We start from the raw sequence: 16723 nt of genomic DNA on the forward strand, positions 1-16723 counted from the left end.
CGCGCTGTCCCCGCTCGCGGGCGCGCCGTCCCCGCCTGCGCCCCAAGATCCGCGCAATGTCGCAATCTTTGCGGCTACCCCCACGTCGGTAGCCGCAATATCTCAAACATTGCGCGGATCTTGGAGCCCTGCGGCGGCGCGTGGATCTTGGAGTCCGGCGACGGCGGTGTGAGGACCTCGGAGGCGGTGCGGTGACCCAGGACGCGCTGTTCGAGGTCGCGAGAACCCGGGCGACCGCCGGCCCCCGCTTCACCCCGCTGGAGCTGGCCCGGCTGCTCGGCCAACCGCCACCCACGCCCCAGCAGACCGAGGTCATCGCGGCGCCGGTCGAACCGCTGCTCGTGGTCGCCGGCGCCGGCTCCGGCAAGACCGAGACGATGGCCGCCCGGGTGGTCTGGCTCGTCGCCAACGGGCACGTACGGCCGGAGCAGGTCCTCGGCCTCACATTCACCCGCAAGGCGGCCGGTGAGTTGGCGCACCGGTTGCGCCAGCGGCTGTCGCAGCTCGTCCGCCGGCTCGGCCGTGACGACCTCATCACCGGCGAGCCGACGGTCGCCACCTACCACTCGTACGCCGCCCGTGTGGTCGCCGAGCACGGCCTGCGCGCCGGGTACGAGCCGTCCCACCGGCTGCTGAGCGAGGCGGCCTGCTGGCAGCTCGCCGACGGCGTCGTCGTCTCCTACGACGGCGACATGTCGCACGTACTGGTCGCGCCGACGACCGTGACCGAGGCGGTCCTGAAGCTGTCCGCCGACCTGTCCGAGCACCTGCGTACCCCCGCCGACCTCGCCGCCTGGACGGGACGGTTCTTCGCCGAGGTGGAGTCCCGGCCGGGCAAGATGCTCAAGTCGGTACGCGAGATCCTCGACCGCCAGAAGGCCCGCCTGCAACTGTTGCCGCTGGTGCGTGGGTATGCCGACCGCAAGCTCCTGCTGGAGACCATGGACTTCGGTGACCAGCTCGCGCGGGCGGCGACCGTGGCGACCGCCCACCCGGAGGTCGCCCGCGTAGAGCGGGACCGGTACCGGGTGGTGCTGCTCGACGAGTACCAGGACACCAGCCACGCCCAGATCGTGCTGCTGCGGGGGCTGTTCGGCGGTGGGCACCCGGTGACGGCGGTCGGCGACCCCGCCCAGTCCATCTACGGCTGGCGGGGGGCGAGCGCGGGAACCCTCGAACGGTTCCCGTCCGAGTTCCCCGCGGCCGACGGGAAGCCCGCGCGGGAGCTGACGCTCACGACCAGTTGGCGCAACCGCCCCGAGATCCTCGACGTGGCCAACGCGCTGTCCGAGCCGCTCGGCCACCGGGTGGCCAGGTTGATGGCCGCGCCCACGGTGGCGCCCCGGCTGTCCACCGGAGGTGTCCACTGTGCGCTCCTGGAGACCTACGCCGAGGAAGCGGCCTGGATCGGCGACCGGATCGTGGCGGCCTGGCGCACCGCGGCCGGCGCCGGTCACGACGTCGACCCCGCGGATATCGCGGTCGAACGCCGCCCCACCACGGCAGTGCTGGTGCGTACCCGGGCACAGATCGCAGCCGTGGAGACGGCGCTGCGGACGCGGGGCGTACCGGTCGAGGTCGTCGGCCTGGGCGGCCTGCTCGACACGCCGGAGGTCCGTGACGTGGTGAGCACGCTGCGGGTGCTCGCCGACCCCGCCGAGGGGGCTGCCCTGCTGCGGCTGCTCACCGGTCCCCGCTGGCGGATCGGCCCGCGCGACCTGGTGGCACTGCACCGGCGGGCCCGCGAGCTGGCGGCGTCGCGCGTGCCGGACGAGCCGCTGGTGTACTCCACCCGCGACGACGAGGCGGCGCTGGTCGAGGCGCTCGACGACCTGGGGGCGGAGGAGCGGTACTCGCCGGAGGGGTACCGCCGGTTCGCCGCGTTCGCCGCGGAGCTGCGGGGCCTGCGCCGCCGCCTCGACCAGCAACTACCCGACCTGATCCACGACGTGGAGCACACCATCGGCCTCGACGTCGAGGTCGCGGTCCGCCCCGGCGACGCCGGCCTGGCCCGGGGCCACCTCGACACGCTCGGCGACATCGCGGCCCGGTTCGCCGGCGAGTCGGAGGCGCCGACGCTGTCTGCCTTCCTGGCGTACCTGGCGGCGGCCGAGACCGAGGAGCGCGGGCTGGCACCCGGCGAGGTGGCCGTGGTCGAGGGTGCGGTGCAGATCCTCACCGCGCACGCGGCGAAGGGCCTGGAGTGGGACGTGGTGGCGGTCGCCGGCCTGACCGCGGGGATGTTCCCCGGTCGACCCAACTCCGGTGACCACTGGCTGCACGGCCTGGGAACCCTGCCGTTCGCGCTGCGCGGCGACCGGGCCGGCCTGCCGGAGCTGGACCTGTCCACGGCGACCGACCAGCGCGGGGTGGCCCGTGCGATCGACGCGTTCGAGGCGGCCTGGGAGGCGCACGACGAGCGCGAGGAGCGGCGGCTGGCGTACGTCGCGGTCACCCGGCCGCGCCGGCTGCTGCTGGCCAGCGGGTACTGGTGGGGCGAGTCGACCAAGCGGCCGCGAGGACCGTCGCCGTTCCTGGTGGAGATCCGGGACCGGTGCCTGGCCGGGGCCGGTGAGGTGGACCGGTGGGCCGACGCCCCCGCCGAGGGCGCGACCAATCCCATGATCGCGAACCTGCCGAAGGTGAGCTGGCCGGCCGACCCGCTCGGCCCGCGCCGCCAGGCGCTCGAAGAGGCCGCCGACCTGGTCCGCGCCGCGATGGCCGGCCGGGACGGGACGGTCGAGGACGATCCCTTCTGGGCGTACGAGGTGGACCTGCTCCTGGCGGAGCGGGCCCGGCTCACGTCCGACCCGGACGCGCCGGTCGACGTCGTCCTGCCGCCGCATCTGACCGTCACCCAACTGTCCACGCTGCGCCGGGACCCGGAGCGGCTGGCCGGTGCGCTGCGCCGCCCGCTGCCGATGCGGCCCGCCCCGTACGCCAGGCGCGGTACCGCCTTCCACCGGTGGCTGGAGCGCCACTTCCATGCCGACGGGCTGCTCGACCTCGACGAGCTACCGGGCGCCGCCGACGCCGACGAGGCCGATGACGATGCCCTGGAACTGCTGCGCGAGGGGTTCCTGGCGACGGAGTGGGCCGACCGGACGCTGGTACGGACGGCCGTGCCGTTCGCTACCGTCGTCGAGGACGTGGTGATCCGGGGACGCATCGACGCCGTGTTCGAATGCCCCGACGGCGGTTACGACGTCGTCCACTGGAAGACCGGCGCCCCGCCGCCGACGGCCGCCGCGGTGGAGGGCGAGGTGCAGCTTGCCGCCTACCGGCTGGCCTGGGCCGAGCTGGCCGGGGTACCGGTCGACCGGGTACGCGCGGCGTTCGTCTACGTCCGGGACGGCGTTACGGTCCGCCCGTCGCACCTGCTCGACGAGGCGGGACTGGTCGCGCTCGTCACCGCGATCCCGGCCGTGCCCGGTGCCGGGAAGGCCGAGGGTGCCGGTGGTATCGGGAGCGGCGATGGCGCCGGGCGCGGAGACGGTCCAGGGAACGCCGACGAAGAGAATTGACGGAAAAGAATTTCTGACCGGTATCCGGCAACTTTCTGGCCCCCTCGATACGTCTAAAGGATGCTGAGTCCGGTGGCGGTATCGGGGAGGGCTGCGATGGGGGTCGATGCGCGCGTCGTGATGGGTCGACGGGCGGCCGGTGTGGGGGAGTTGCTGGTCGTCGTCGCCGTCGCGCTGGCCGGCGTGGTGTCCGCGGCCGTGTTCGCGCTCGGTCCGTGGCTGGCGACCGGTGGGCAGCCTCCGGTCGTCCGGTTCGACCCGCCGGCCGTGACCGCGCCGCGCGGCTGACTCTGCGACGCCGGCCGTTCCGCTTTTCATGATCGTGAAGAGTGTGCGTCCCGCCGGGGACGTACCAGCGTCCGCAAGGTAAAAGCCGCAACCTCCTACTGCTACCCCGGCCGCCCCGCCGGCGACCTCCGCCCGCCGCACCCTGCCCGAACCGGCCCACCCCTTGATGGCAGCCTCCACCGCCCTCGGGTCAGAGCCCCACCAACTCTTCATGATCATGGAAGTTGGTGCGGTGTACGTGAAACGCGGCCGGGCGGCCTGCCACACTTGCGGGGAGATGACCGAGCAGCGTTCGCCGTGGGAACGACCGCCGGCCGGTTCGAGTGAGCCGCCCGGCGGTTTCGTGTACCCACCGCCGACGCCCGCCGCGCCGCCCACGACGCCCGTCCCCACGACGCCCGTCACGCCCGTCACGCCCGTCCCCACGACGCCCGTCCCGGCGCCGCCCGCCACGCCCGCCGCACCGTCGGCCGGCGCGGACCGGTATCGGGCCGGAGCCGTCGGCTACCGGGCCGGCGCGGTCACCCGTTCCACCCCGGCACCGGCTCCGCTCCCGGGTGCCCCCTTCCCGGGTACACCGGCACCACCGCCGGTCGACCCGGCACGGCATGACCGACTGATGCTGCGCTGGTTCGGCGGGGCCGCCATCGGCGTGGTCGCGGTCGGGGTGGTCGTGGTCCTCGCGATGGTGCTGACCGGCGGCGGTTCGCCGTTCGGCCGCCGACTGGCCGGCCCGTCCGACACCCGGCCGGACCTGGCGAAGCTGTGCCCGCCACCGTCCGGGGACACCGCCAGCGGTGCGCCGGCACCGCCACCGCCGCCCGGTCCCCGTACCACCGACAGCAACTCGGGCATCTCGTACGCGGCGTTCGGCGACCCGTGGCTGCCCTGGCGCGACGTGTGGACCAAGGGGACGCTGGGCGTCTCATACCAGACCGGCCAGTACTTCGTCACCGAAACGTACGTGGACCACAATGGCTCCCACAACACGTACCTGGCGTCGATCCTGTCCGGTTCGGTGCCGGCGGCCACCAACGACTCACTCTCCCTTGATCTGGAGTGCACCGGGCGGCAGGTGGCCGCGGACGTGCGGGCCGAGTACTACCCCCAGCCCAACCGGGCCGACATGATCCGGGACGAGCAGACCACCCTCGGCGGCCGGCCGGCCTGGGTGACCACGTTCCGGATGCATTTCCACGAAAAGGGACTCAAGGCCACTGACGAGCTCGTCGGGGTGGCGCTCGTCGACGTCGGCCGGCCCCGGGCCGCCGTCCTGTACGTGTCCATTCCGGGTACCCATCGCGACTACGACTCGGTCGTCGACACCGTCCTGAACTCGGTCCGCCCGACGTGATGAGCCCGACGCGACGAGCGCCGGTGTGAGACGAGCGCCGGTGCGATGAGCCCGGTGCATGGGACTTTGCCCGTTGCGATGAGCCGTCGCCCGAGGCGATAAGGCGTGGTACGCCCGGTGGGATGATCGGAGCAGCGCCGGACCGGTTAGTGTCGCAAGGGTGTCTGCACGTAGGTCCGCCGTCCGGATACCGGCCACCAAGTACCCCGTCGAGCGCCTGACGCTGCCCAACGGCCTGCGCGTCGTGCTCGCACCCGACCGTAGCGCCCCGGTTGTGGGCGTCGCCGTCGTCTACGACGTCGGCATCCGCTCCGAACCGGAGGGGCGCACGGGGTTCGCGCACCTGTTCGAGCACCTGATGTTCCAGGGCTCGGAGAATCTCGAGAAGCTCGCCCACTTCCGACATGTCCAGGGCTCCGGTGGCACGTTCAACGGGTCGACCCACCTGGACTACACCGACTACTTCGAGACGCTGCCGTCGAACGCGCTGGAACGGGCGCTGTTCCTGGAGGCCGACCGCATGCGCGGGCCCCGACTGACGAGTGAGAACCTCCGCAACCAGGTCGACGTGGTCAAGGAGGAGATCCGGGTCAACGTGCTCAACCGGCCGTACGGCGGGTTCCCGTGGCTGAAGCTGCCGCCGGTCATGTTCGACACGTACCCCAACGCCCACGACGGGTACGGCTCGTTCGACGACCTGGAGGCGGCGACCGTCTCCGACGCCGCGGAGTTCTTCCAGCGCTACTACGCCGCCGGCAACGCGGTCCTGGCGGTCTCCGGCGACTTCGACGTCGCGGAGGCGACCGCGCTGGTCGAGCGGCACTTCGGGGACGTACCCGCCCGCAAGGCCCCGGTCCGGCCGGACTTCACCGAGCCGGACCTCACCGCCGAGCGGCGCGAGTCGTACACCGACCGGCTGGCGCCGCTGCCCGCCGTCGCCGCGGCCTGGCGGGTACCGGACCCGATCGACGACCTGGCCGGCTACCTGCCGTACGTGGTGCTCGCCGAGGTGCTCACCGACGGCGACGCCTCCCGCCTGGTCGAGCGGATGGTGCTACGCGACCGCAGCGTCACCAGCGTCGGCGGGTACCTGGGGTTCATGGGCGAGCCGTTCGCGGTGCGCGACCCCACGGCGTTCGTGCTCCAGGCCCACCTGCCGCCCGGCGGTGACGTCGGCAAGGTCATGGCGACGATCGACGAGGAGTGCCAGCGGCTCGCCAACGACGGCCTCGCGGCCGGCGAGCTGGCGCGTACCCAGGCCAGGATGGCCACGCACCTGCTGCGGGACGTGGACGCGGTACTCGGCCGGTGCCTGCAGATGGCCGTGCTCGAACAGCAGCGCGGCGCGCCCGAACTGGTCAACGACCTGCCGAGGCTGATCGCCGAGGTGACCGAGGAGCAGGTCCTGGCCGCAGCGGCGAGCCTCACCACGCAGCGGCGGGCGTCCGTCGAGGTCATCCCCGGGGGAGGTAACAAGTGAGGGAGCTACCCGCGCTCGGGCCGAACCGCCCGCTGAAGCTGCCCAAGGTCGTCGAGCAGACGCTGCCGAACGGCCTGACCGTGCTGGCGATCCGCCGGCCGGCCGTACCGCTGGTCGAGGTCCGGCTGCGGGTACCGTTCGCCCGCGCCAACCTGGGCAGGGCGGCCGTGCTGACCCAGACCATGCTGTCGGGTACCGCGGAGCACAGCGGGATCGAGATCGCCGCCGAGCTGCAGAAGGTGGGTGGCGGCCTGAACGCCGGCGCCGACCCCGACCGGCTGCTCGTGTCGGGCAACGCGCTGGCCGGCGGGCTGGACCGGCTACTGGAGATCATGGCCTCGGTACTGACCGGCGCGGCCTACCCGGCCGACGAGGTCGCCACCGAGCGGGGGCGGCTGGCCGACCGGATCCGGGTCGCGCTGAGCCAGCCCGCGCACCTGGCCCGGGAGGCGCTGCTGCGGCGGGTCTACGGCAAGCACCCGTACGCGGTCCAGACGCCCACCCCGGAGCAGGTACGGGCGGTGACGCCGGGCGGGCTGCGCACGCTGCACGCCGACCGGGTACACCCGGCCGGCGCGATCCTGGTCATCGTCGGTGACGTCGCGCCGCAGAAGGCCATCGACGCCGCCGAGCGGGCGCTGTCCGGCTGGGACGGCGCCGGCAAGGAGGCCAGCCTGCCGAAGGCGCCGGAACTGGAGCCCGGACCGCTGACGCTGGTCGACCGGCCGGAGGCGGTGCAGTCGTCGCTGCGGCTGGCGCTGCCGGCCGTACCCCGTACCCACCCCGACCACGCCGCGCTGCAACTGGCCAACCTGGTCTTCGGCGGGTACTTCTCGTCGCGCTGGGTGGAGAACATCCGCGAGGACAAGGGCTACACGTACGGGCCGCACTCGATGATCGAGCACGCCGTCGCCGGTTCGTCGCTGGTCGTGGCCGCCGAGGTGGCGACCGAGGTGACCGCCCCGGCGCTGCTGGAGACCCTGTACGAGCTGGGCCGCCTGGCCAGCCTGCCGCCGCGCTCCGACGAGCTGGAGCAGGCCCGCCAGTACGCGCTGGGCACGCTCCAGCTGGGCATGTCGACCCAGGCCGGGCTCGCCGGGCTCGCGGTCACGTACGCGGGGTTCGGGCTGCGGCTGGACTACCTGGCCGACCACGCCGAGCGGCTGGCGAAGGTGACCGTCGACGACGTCGCCGAGGCCGCGGCCCGCTACCTTGCGCCGGCCCGGGCGGTCAGCCTGGTGCTCGGCGACGCCGACCGGATCGAGCCGGCGCTGTCGGCGTTGACCCCGGTGGCCCGGGTGGGGAGCGAAACGGAGTGAACCCGAGCGAATGAGGCTGGTCAGCGGAGTGAACCAGAGCGAGTTGAGTCGGGCGAACGGGGTGGGCCAGTCCGGGTCGGTCCGGGCGGAGGCGCTGTCGCTGCCGCCCGGCAGCCGGCCGGGCCCGCCGCTCGGCGCCGCGATCGACCGGGCGGCACACCGCCGTACCGACCCGGACTGGCTGGCGCGGGCGTGGGCCGACGCGCTGGTCGTCCGGGTCCACGCCGGCCGCGCGCTGATCCGTGACGAACCCCCGGGGCTGGTGCTCACCCCAGCCGCCGAGGTGGATCCGGCCGCCGAGCGGTACTTCCTGGGCGAGGGCCCGGACGGGCGGGTGTACTTCGCGGTTCCGGGGCCGATCACTCCGCCGACGGGTACCCGTGCCGCGAACGTGCGGGAGGTCGGCCACGTGCTGCCCGAGCCCGACGCGAGCCTGTTCGTCACCACCGTGGCGCTGGTCAACTGGCACGACCGGCACCGGTACTCGCCGCGTACCGGCAAGCCGACCACGCCCGCCCAGGCGGGCTGGACCCGGGTGACCGACGACGGCGAGATGCTGTTCCCGCGTACCGATCCGGCGGTGATCGTGCTGGTGCACGACGGCGTCGCCGGTCCGGACGGCCGTTGCCTGCTCGGCCACAACCGCGCGTGGACGGCGCCCGACTGGACCCGGCGGTACTCCTGCCTGGCGGGATTCGTCGAGCCGGGTGAGCCGGCCGAGGCCACCGTGGCGCGCGAGATCGCCGAGGAGGTCGGGGTGGCTGTCCGGGACGTGACGTACGTCGCCAGCCAGGCCTGGCCGTTCCCGGGCTCGCTGATGCTGGGTTACCTCGCCGTCGCCGACCCGGACCAGCCGATCCGGGTCGACGCGGACGAGATCGCGGATGCGCGCTGGTTCACCCGTGCGGAGGTGGCCCGCAGTCTCGCCGGGGACGAGACCGACTTCGGCCTACCGATGGCCTCGTCGATCGCGCACTATCTGGTACGCGTCTGGCTCCACGCGTAGACCGTCGCCGCTCAGCGCGTGGCCAGTGCCTCGAGATGGGCCTTGACCTGCACGATCGTCGGGTTGGTGAGCGTCGAGTCGTCGGCGAACCGCAGCGTCGGCACGGTCTGGTTGCCGCCGTTGGCGCTCATCACGAACTGGGCCGCGGCCTCGTCCTGTTCGATGTCGACGACCGTGTACCCGATTCCCTCCCGGTCGAGCTGGCTCTTGAGCCGGTGGCAGTAGCCGCACCACGGCGTCGAGTACATAGTGATCATGCTGGTCGCCTCCGAAAGCTGGACCTTGGCTCGTGCAACGGGGAGAACGTCGGACGGACCTGAGATGATTCCTCGTTGTGGCGCAATCTTCGACAACCACCGGGCGGGTACTCGCGGGCCTGGACGACGAGCAGCGCGCGGCGGTGGTGGCCGAGGCCGGGCCGGTGTGCATCCTGGCCGGCGCGGGCACCGGCAAGACCAGGGCGATCACCCACCGCATCGCGCACCGGGTGCTGACCGGGCAGGTCCGACCGCAGCACGTGCTGGCGGTGACGTTCACCGCGCGGGCGGCCGCCGAGATGCGGGCCCGGCTGTCCGACCTCGGGGTCGGCGGCGTGCAGGCGCGGACGTTCCACGCCGCGGCGATGCGCCAGTTGCGCTTCTTCGCGCCCCGGCTGTTCAACGGGCGCGAGTTGCCGGAGGTGGTCGACAGCAAGGCCCGGCTGGTGGCGCTGGCGGCGGCCCGGGCGGGCCTGCGCGCCGACCGTACGGCCGCCCGTGACCTCGCCAGCGAGATCGAGTGGGCGAAGTCGTCGATGGTGGAGCCCGCGGAGTACGCGGTGGCCGCGGCGAAGGCCAACCGCGAGCCACCGGTCGATCCGGCCCGGGTGGCGGAGGTCTACGCGGCGTACGAGCGGGTCAAGCGCTCCAGCGGTGTGATCGACTTCGAGGACCTGCTCCGCACGGCGGTGTGGGCGATGGAGGAGCACTCCGACGTCGGCGAGCAGATCCGCGCGCAGTACCGGCACTTCGTGGTCGACGAGTACCAGGACGTCAACCCGGTGCAGCAGAAGCTGTTGGAGACGTGGCTGGGGGACCGCGACGACGTGACGGTGGTCGGTGACGCCAGTCAGACGATCTACTCGTTCACCGGGGCCACCTCGAACTACCTGGTCGACTTCCCCCGGAAGTACCCGGGGGCGACCGTGGTCCGCCTGGTGCGCGACTACCGGTCCACCCCGCAGGTGGTCGGCCTGGCCAACGCCGTGATCTCGCAGGCCCGCGGTGACCTCGCCCGGCTGCGCCTGGAACTGGTGGGCCAGCGCCCCGCCGGCCCGGAGCCGGAGCTGCGGGTCTTCCCCGACGAGCCGGCGGAGGCGGCGGCCGTGGCGAAGCGCTGTGCCGAGCTGATCGCCGCCGGCACCCCGGCGAGCGGGATCGCCGTGCTGTTCCGCACCAACGCGCAGTCCCAGAGCTACGAGGAGGCGCTGGCCGAGGCCGGCGTACCGGTCGTCGTCCGGGGCGCGGAGCGCTTCTTCGAGCGCGCCGAGATCCGGCAGGCGATGGTGGCGCTGCGGGCCGCGACGCGCACCACGCCGGCGGACACCCCGCTGCGGGAGGCCGTCGTCGCGGCGCTGGAGGCGGTCGGCTGGCGGCCGGACGCCCCGCCCGGCGGAGGTCACGCGCGCGAGCAGTGGGAGGCGCTCGCCGCCCTGGTCAACCTCGCCGAGGAGTACGCCACGGCGGCCGCGATCCCGCTGCCCGGCGCGGAGCCCAGGCCGGCCACGCTGGAGGCGTTCGGGGAGGAGCTGGCCCGCCGGGCGGCGGTGCAGCACGTCCCGACCGTCGAGGGGGTCACGCTGGCGTCGCTGCACGCGGCGAAGGGGCTCGAATGGGATGCCGTCTTCCTGGTCGGGCTCGCGGAGGGCACGCTGCCGACGGTGTACGCGCGGACGCCCGAGGCGGTCGAGGAGGAGCGCCGGCTGCTCTATGTCGGTGTGACCCGGGCCCGGACGTGGCTGTGGCTGTCGTACGGCGGCTCCCGCGCGCCCGGTGGCCGGCACCGCCGGCCGTGCCGGTTCCTGCCGTCGCTGGACCCCGAGGCCGGGCGCGCCCCGGTGCGCCAGAGTCAGAAATCCGACGGTACGCGCCGCCGGATCGCGGTCGTGCTCTGCCGGGTGTGCGGCAGCACGCTGGTCAGCGGTGCCGACCGCAAGCTCGGCCGGTGCTCGACCTGCCCCTCGTCCATCGACGAGGAACTGTTCGAGCGGCTGCGGGAGTGGCGCATCCGGGTCGCGTCGGAGCAGAAAGTTCCCGCGTACGTGGTGTTCACCGACGCGACGCTGACCGCGCTGGCCGAACGCCGGCCGGAGCGGTTGGAGGAGCTGGCCACGATCGCCGGCATCGGCCCCCGCAAGCTCGGCCTGTACGGTGAGGCGGTGCTCGCGTTGATCGCCGGCGCGGACATCGATGATCTTGCGCCAAAAAATCTTGGGTAACTTCTTCGAAAAATCGTTTGCCCCGTCGTGGCGGCCGGGAATAGCCTGCTGACACGCCACGCGGACGGCAGCGATTCTTGCCGGGCGCGGGTGGACGGTAGATCATTCACGCCAACCACCACGGCGCGTACCGAGTCGCGACGACAGCAGACAGGGAGGTGGACGACATGGAGCTCATGACCATCAACGGGCGACCGTCCACGCTGCCCGCTGCGCTGCCTGCCGTCCACGCTCAGGTGCCCGGTGCGCATGTCGCTCTCGCTGCCAGCGTCCCCGCCCTCGTAGCGGTGGGCCAGCCGGCTGTCCGGTGGGCGGGACAGGTCGCCGGCACGTCGCAGATCCAGGCTCAGCAGCAGGTCCGTGTCGAGGGGCGCAGTGCCTCCACGTACGGGCGTAAGGCCAAGGACACCGCCACGATCGAAATGATCTTCGGCGATGTCCGCGGAGTTCCACCTCGAGGAAGGCCGGTCTAGGTAGATCACCTAGACCACCGGCTCACCTCGAGGCCGCGGAACCCGCAACCGGGATCCGCGGCCTCAGTCTTTTGCCACGAGTAATCAAGACCCCCGAGCAGAAAGAGAGGTGACCGGAATGAGTCTGGCGACGGCACCCCTCGACCTGAGTGTCGAGCTGGGTACGGACCGTCCACCCGTTTCGGCGTCCGGCCTGAAGTCGGAGCTGCCCTGCCGCACGTTCGACCCGGACCTGTGGTTCTCCGACGCCCCCGCCGAACTGGAACTGGCCAAGTCCCTGTGCGTGGAGTGTCCGCTCCGCGCGGAGTGCCTGGCCGGCGCCCTGGAGCGAGCCGAGCCCTGGGGCGTGTGGGGCGGCGAGATCTTCGAGCGGGGCGCGGTGGTGCCGCGCAAGCGGCCCCGTGGCCGCCCGCGTAAGGAGGATGTCGCCCGGGACGCTGTTCTGCGCACCGAGGTCGCGGCTCGTACCGCGGCCGTCGTCGCGGGAGTGGCGGCCTGACATGACGATCCGTAAGCCCGCCAGCCGTCGATCGCGACCGTCGCGGTCGGTCCGGCCCCATGAAGTACGCGTCACGATGCGACAGAGGAGCACCACCGTGAAGATTGGTACCGGTATCCAACTCATCAACGAAGCGCTGTCCCGGGCGCGAATGCGTCGGCCTCAGGAAATGGGGATTTCTGAGGCTCACCGTCCCGCCCGGCAGATCGCGATGCACGCGCGCCGCGAGCAGACCCGCCTGCTGGGCGAATAGTCGCCGGCGAGTTCACTCACCGCGCGACCGAGGCCCGCTCACCGGGCGAATGAGGCCCGCTCACCGGGCGACCACCATCAACGGCGCCCTCACCCTCGACGGGGGGTGGGGGCGCCGTCGCCGTACCCCCCCCATGATCACCGCAACGTCCGGGAAGCCGTCGTCTCCGGGTGCCTCCGGGGCCACAACTACCCGGAAGTGGTGACGATCACGGCGGTGGCCGGGTCAGGAGGGGCGGAATCCCGGCAGCCACTCCTCGACGACCTCCCGGTACCGGGCCCGCGCCTCCAACTGGCACAGCACGCCGATCGAGCCGAGCGTCACCCGGTGCACCAGCAGGTACGACGGCGGCAGGTTCAGGTTGCGGCCGAGCTGGTAGGCGGCGCTGCGCGGATTCGCCAGCCGGATCGCCTCGGCGCGCAGCCACGCCCGGCTGAACCGGAACTCGTCCGCCGCGAGCGGCTCCAGGATGGGCACCAGGTAGTCGAGGACGGCCTGCGCGTCGATCTCCAGGTCGGGCTTGACGAAGCCCTCCTCGCGCAGCCCGGCGAGGACCGCGTCGGCGTCGCCCTCCAGCGCCAGCCGGGTCAACCGCCCGACCTGTTCGAGCAGGCCGTCGGGGATCCGGGCGACCGCGCCGAAGTCGAGCGCGGCGAGCCGGCCGTCGGGGAGGACGCGGAAGTTGCCCGGGTGCGGGTCGGCGTGCAGCAGCCCTTCGGTCAGGTGCGGCGCGGAGAAGTGCAGCAGCGCCAGCCGTTCACCGGCGGCGTCCCGGTCGGGCTCCGTGCCGTCGGCGATCAGCGACGACAGGGGGGTGCCGTCCACCCACTCGGTGACCAGCACCCGGGGCGAGGACGCCACCACCGACGGAACGTAGATCATGTCGTCGTCGGCGTACGCGGCCGCGAACGCCCGCTGCGCCTCGGCTTCGAGCTCGTAGTCGAGCTCCTCCACGATCCGCGCCTTCAACTCGCTGACCAGCGGCTTCACGTCCAGGCCGGGCTGGATCACGCGGAACAGGTTCGCCAGCCGGCCGAGCTGGTTGAGGTCGGAGACGAGGGCGTCGCCGGCGCCGGGGTACTGCACCTTGACCGCCACGGCGCGCCCGTCGGACCACACCCCGCGGTGCACCTGCCCGATGCTCGCGGCGGCGGCCGGCTTGTCGTCGAACTCGCGGAACCGCTCCCGCCAGTCGGCGCCCAACTCCGCGGCGATCGCCTTGTGGACGCTGGTCGCCGGCAGCGGCGGCGCGGCCTCCTGCAGCTTCGTGAGCGCGGCCCGGTACGGGCCGGCCATCTCCTCGGGCAGTGCGGCCTCGAAGACCGACAGCGCCTGGCCGAACTTCATCGCCCCGCCCTTGAGCTGTCCTAACACGCTGAACAGGTGCTCGGCGGTGCGCTGCTGCACCTCGGCGGAGATCACTTCGGTGGCCAGGCCGGTGACGCGCTTGCCCAGGCCCAGGGCGGCTCGGCCGGCGAATCCGATCGGGAGTGACGCCAACTTGGCCGAACGGCTGACGGCGCGGCGGGGGATGTCGGTCATTGCGTCAATTCTTACCTGGTCTTGACAACGATCGGCGAGTTTGTCGGCAATCACACCGGGGATGCGGGGGCCAACTGCGCCGCTTCTCGCCGCCGGCACCGGCGATCTCGATGGTAGCTCCCCGGGTGCGCGGTGCGTCCCCGTCCAGGTACGCGAGCACCTCGGCGACCGCGTACCCGGCGCCGATCAGGGCGGTCGTCGCGGCGCAGGCCCCGGCCGCCGGCGGTTCGGTGGCCAACTGGGCCGCGAGCGTTTCCCAGGCCGGGTCCCGGTCCCCGCGGTGCAGGTCGAGGCAGGCCAGACAGGGTGACCCGGCCGGGGGTACGAACGGTCCGATCACCACCGCACCGTCACGTACGGCCACCGCGAGGTGCGGTAGGCGGCGCCGGGCGTAGCCGCGGGCGACCAGCGCGGCCGGGGTGGCGTCGAAGCCGACCCGGACGACGAAGGTTGCCTCCCCGGGGCGCAGCGCCGTCACGTCGACGTCCGGTGCGGCACGCACGACCGCGGCCGTGACCGCCTCGGCGGCGGGCCGGCCGACGTCGGACGGGGACAGGCCACCGGGTATCACGTCGTGGACGGTGACCGGGCCGGGTACCCGTACCCCGACGTGGCCCACGCCGGACGCGGCCAGGGTCGCGGCGATCGGGGCGGCCAGTCGGGCCTGCCCGGTGACGAGGACCCGGGCGGCGAGGCGCCGGCGGAGCAGTTGGGCAGGGGTACCGGTGCCCGCGGCGGGGCCGCGCATGGCCAGTGCCGCCGCCTCGCCGGCCAGTCGGCGGCGCTGGGCGTCCGGCAGCCCGGTCGGCAGCAGCGCCCGGGCGCCGATCAGGACACCGGCCTGGCGCAGCGCCGTGAGTACCGCGGTGACCTGCTCGGGCGGGATGCCGAGGGTGGCGGCGTCGGCGAGGACCGCCCGTTCGGTGCGGGCGCCGTCGAGCAGGCCGAGGATCCGGGCGGAGACGGGTGGGGAGAACTCGACGACGACCGCGCGGTCGGGGTCGGTGCCGAGTTGGAGCGTGGTGCGGTCGCGCCAGAGCGGGCGCAGGTGCGGCAGCAGCGTCGGTCGGTCCATGCGCCTGATGGTGGTGGCGCGGGCGGCCGGGCCGGGGTGGTTGTCCACAGCCGGGTGGCGGCGTGGGGGCGTGGTCCACAGCGGGACCGCGGGTTGTCCACACGGGGTGAGACGAGGTGTCGGATTTCAATCATCGGCCGGGAGGCTCCCGGCGGTTTGCGTCACCGGCCGGCGGGGGACCGGGCCGGGTCGTTTCTGTCGTCGGCCGGCCGGGGACCGGTCCGGACCCGCTGGTACGCGGGCCGGACCAGTCGTAGCCCCCCCGTCCGGCTACCGGAAGCGTCAGGCCTTGCCCAGGATCCGGTTGACGGTCGTACCGCAAACCGGGCAGGCGCCCTTCGCCATCTTCATGCCGGTCTTGGATACGGCGACCTCGCCCTGGAAGTCACGCTTTTCCTTGCACTTGACGCAGTAGCCGTTGTAGGTCTCGGCCACGATGCCCTCCTCATTGTTCCCGCCGGCACGGTTCGCCGACGGTCTTGTCCGCCGAACCGCCCGCTCGGACCCGTCGACGGGGTTCCGCCACCCCCACCGGCTCAGCGGTGGGCAGCGGTACCACGTCGACCCCCGATGAGCGAGTCGACCACGTGAGTCTGCCTTGTCGGAGTCCCGTGGAAAGTGTGGTTATGCGAGACACGCCGACTGATTATTGTCCACAGCTTGTGGATAACTCTGTGGGTAAGGGTGTGGGTGGCAGTGGACAACCGGTGACGCGCCGGTGAATCAGGCGTGCCGCACGGCGAGTCGCTCCCTAGGAATCTTTCCGGCAAGATAGCTGTAAACGTCCTCATCCGGGCAGCTGCCGGAGAATTGACTCTTGCGCCCCATGGGCAGAGGCCGGCTAGCGTGCCCACGTGGGCACTACCCCCGGGCTGCGCGAGAACGTCCTGCGCAAGCCGGTTGTCGAAGTGCGACGCAGCCAGCGCCGCCGGCGGACCGTGTCCGCGTACCGCGAGGGTGAGCGGGTCGTCGTCCTGATCCCCGCCCAGTTCTCCCGCGCCGAGGAGCGCGAGTGGGTCGACCGGATGCTGGAGCGCCTGGACGCGCGCGAGCAGCGCAGCCGGCGTACCGATGCGGCCCTCCAGACGCGGGCGGAGCGGCTGGCCGCCCGCTACCTCGGCGACCACCCCGCCGCGGCGCGGCCGGTGAGCGTGCGGTGGGTGACCAACCAGAACGGCCGGTGGGGTTCGTGCACCCCGGCCGACGGCACGATCCGCATCTCGCACCGGGTGCAGGAGATGCCCGACTGGGTGGTCGACTACGTGCTGCTGCACGAACTCGCCCACCTGGTGGTGCCCAGCCACAGCACCGGCTTCTGGGCGCTGGTCGCCCGGTACCCCAGGACCGAGCGGGCCCGCGGCTATCTTGAGGGGGTGTCCGCCGCCGCCTGCCTCGGGATGAGTGACGACGAATGACCGGACGACAATGGGTGGC

The 16723-nt window shown here is 72.8% G+C and carries 15 protein-coding genes; 11 read left to right on the plus strand and 4 right to left on the minus strand.

All coding sequences use genetic code 11. The annotated features are described in order from the left end of the window. Positions 1-191 precede the first annotated feature (191 nt). The 6 genes from ACNTMW_RS20025 (at position 192) to nudC (ending at position 8971) form a co-directional block, all read left to right on the plus strand. On the plus strand, positions 192-3524 hold the full coding sequence (locus ACNTMW_RS20025; protein ID WP_426635215.1) for an ATP-dependent helicase: 3333 nt from the start codon (positions 192-194) through the stop codon (positions 3522-3524). A 96-nt stretch (positions 3525-3620) separates the two neighbouring features. Further along, positions 3621-3812: a hypothetical protein gene (locus ACNTMW_RS20030; RefSeq protein WP_426635216.1), complete on the plus strand. Its 192-nt coding sequence runs from the start codon at positions 3621-3623 to the stop codon at positions 3810-3812. Between the two features lie 619 nt (positions 3813-4431). Next, positions 4432-5166, plus strand: coding sequence for a hypothetical protein (locus tag ACNTMW_RS20035; protein WP_426635217.1), 735 nt, complete (start codon positions 4432-4434; stop codon positions 5164-5166). A gap of 160 nt (positions 5167-5326) precedes the next feature. Next, a complete protein-coding gene (locus ACNTMW_RS20040; protein WP_426635218.1) occupies positions 5327-6646 on the plus strand; it encodes a M16 family metallopeptidase in 1320 nt (439 codons plus the stop codon). Then, positions 6643-7965: a M16 family metallopeptidase gene (locus ACNTMW_RS20045; RefSeq protein ID WP_426635219.1), complete on the plus strand. Its 1323-nt coding sequence runs from the start codon at positions 6643-6645 to the stop codon at positions 7963-7965. The genes ACNTMW_RS20040 and ACNTMW_RS20045 overlap by 4 nt, the downstream gene beginning before the upstream one ends. 10 nt (positions 7966-7975) lie before the next feature. Next, a complete protein-coding gene (gene nudC / locus ACNTMW_RS20050) occupies positions 7976-8971 on the plus strand; it encodes an NAD(+) diphosphatase (RefSeq protein WP_426635220.1) in 996 nt (331 codons plus the stop codon). A gap of 11 nt (positions 8972-8982) precedes the next feature. Here the strand turns inward: nudC and ACNTMW_RS20055 are convergent, their stop codons facing one another. Then, positions 8983-9228: a mycoredoxin gene (locus ACNTMW_RS20055; RefSeq protein WP_426635221.1), complete on the minus strand. Its 246-nt coding sequence runs from the start codon at positions 9226-9228 to the stop codon at positions 8983-8985. Between the two features lie 77 nt (positions 9229-9305). On the opposite strand from ACNTMW_RS20055, the gene ACNTMW_RS20060 reads away from it, so the two are divergent. From ACNTMW_RS20060 to ACNTMW_RS20075, 4 genes are all read left to right on the plus strand, one after another. Beyond that, the gene (locus ACNTMW_RS20060) at positions 9306-11447 is read left to right on the plus strand and encodes an ATP-dependent DNA helicase UvrD2 (protein WP_426635222.1); all 2142 of its coding nucleotides are present in this window, start codon (positions 9306-9308) and stop codon (positions 11445-11447) included. A gap of 167 nt (positions 11448-11614) precedes the next feature. Then, entirely contained in the window at positions 11615-11920 is a 306-nt protein-coding gene (locus tag ACNTMW_RS20065) for a hypothetical protein (protein ID WP_426635223.1), read from the plus strand. A gap of 118 nt (positions 11921-12038) precedes the next feature. Further along, entirely contained in the window at positions 12039-12419 is a 381-nt protein-coding gene (locus tag ACNTMW_RS20070) for a WhiB family transcriptional regulator (protein ID WP_426635224.1), read from the plus strand. A 97-nt stretch (positions 12420-12516) separates the two neighbouring features. Further along, complete coding sequence (locus ACNTMW_RS20075; protein ID WP_426635225.1) at positions 12517-12672, plus strand: hypothetical protein; 156 nt, start codon at positions 12517-12519, stop codon at positions 12670-12672. A gap of 225 nt (positions 12673-12897) precedes the next feature. Here ACNTMW_RS20075 and ACNTMW_RS20080 read toward each other — a convergent pair whose 3' ends face one another. The 3 genes from ACNTMW_RS20080 to ACNTMW_RS20090 all read right to left on the minus strand — a co-directional run bounded on the left by ACNTMW_RS20080 (position 12898) and on the right by ACNTMW_RS20090 (position 15727). Beyond that, a complete protein-coding gene (locus tag ACNTMW_RS20080) occupies positions 12898-14214 on the minus strand; it encodes an ABC1 kinase family protein (RefSeq protein WP_426635226.1) in 1317 nt (438 codons plus the stop codon). Positions 14215-14218: 4 nt separating this feature from the next. Further along, entirely contained in the window at positions 14219-15289 is a 1071-nt protein-coding gene (locus tag ACNTMW_RS20085) for a hypothetical protein (protein ID WP_426635227.1), read from the minus strand. Positions 15290-15571: 282 nt separating this feature from the next. Further along, on the minus strand, positions 15572-15727 hold the full coding sequence (locus ACNTMW_RS20090) for a DUF5679 domain-containing protein (protein ID WP_426635364.1): 156 nt from the start codon (positions 15725-15727) through the stop codon (positions 15572-15574). Positions 15728-16143: 416 nt separating this feature from the next. On the opposite strand from ACNTMW_RS20090, the gene ACNTMW_RS20095 reads away from it, so the two are divergent. After that, on the plus strand, positions 16144-16704 hold the full coding sequence (locus ACNTMW_RS20095; protein WP_426635228.1) for a M48 metallopeptidase family protein: 561 nt from the start codon (positions 16144-16146) through the stop codon (positions 16702-16704). The last annotated feature ends 19 nt before the right edge of the window (positions 16705-16723 follow it).

The organism is Planosporangium spinosum (assembly GCF_049999945.1).
GTDB classification, from domain to species: domain Bacteria; phylum Actinomycetota; class Actinomycetes; order Mycobacteriales; family Micromonosporaceae; genus Planosporangium; species Planosporangium spinosum.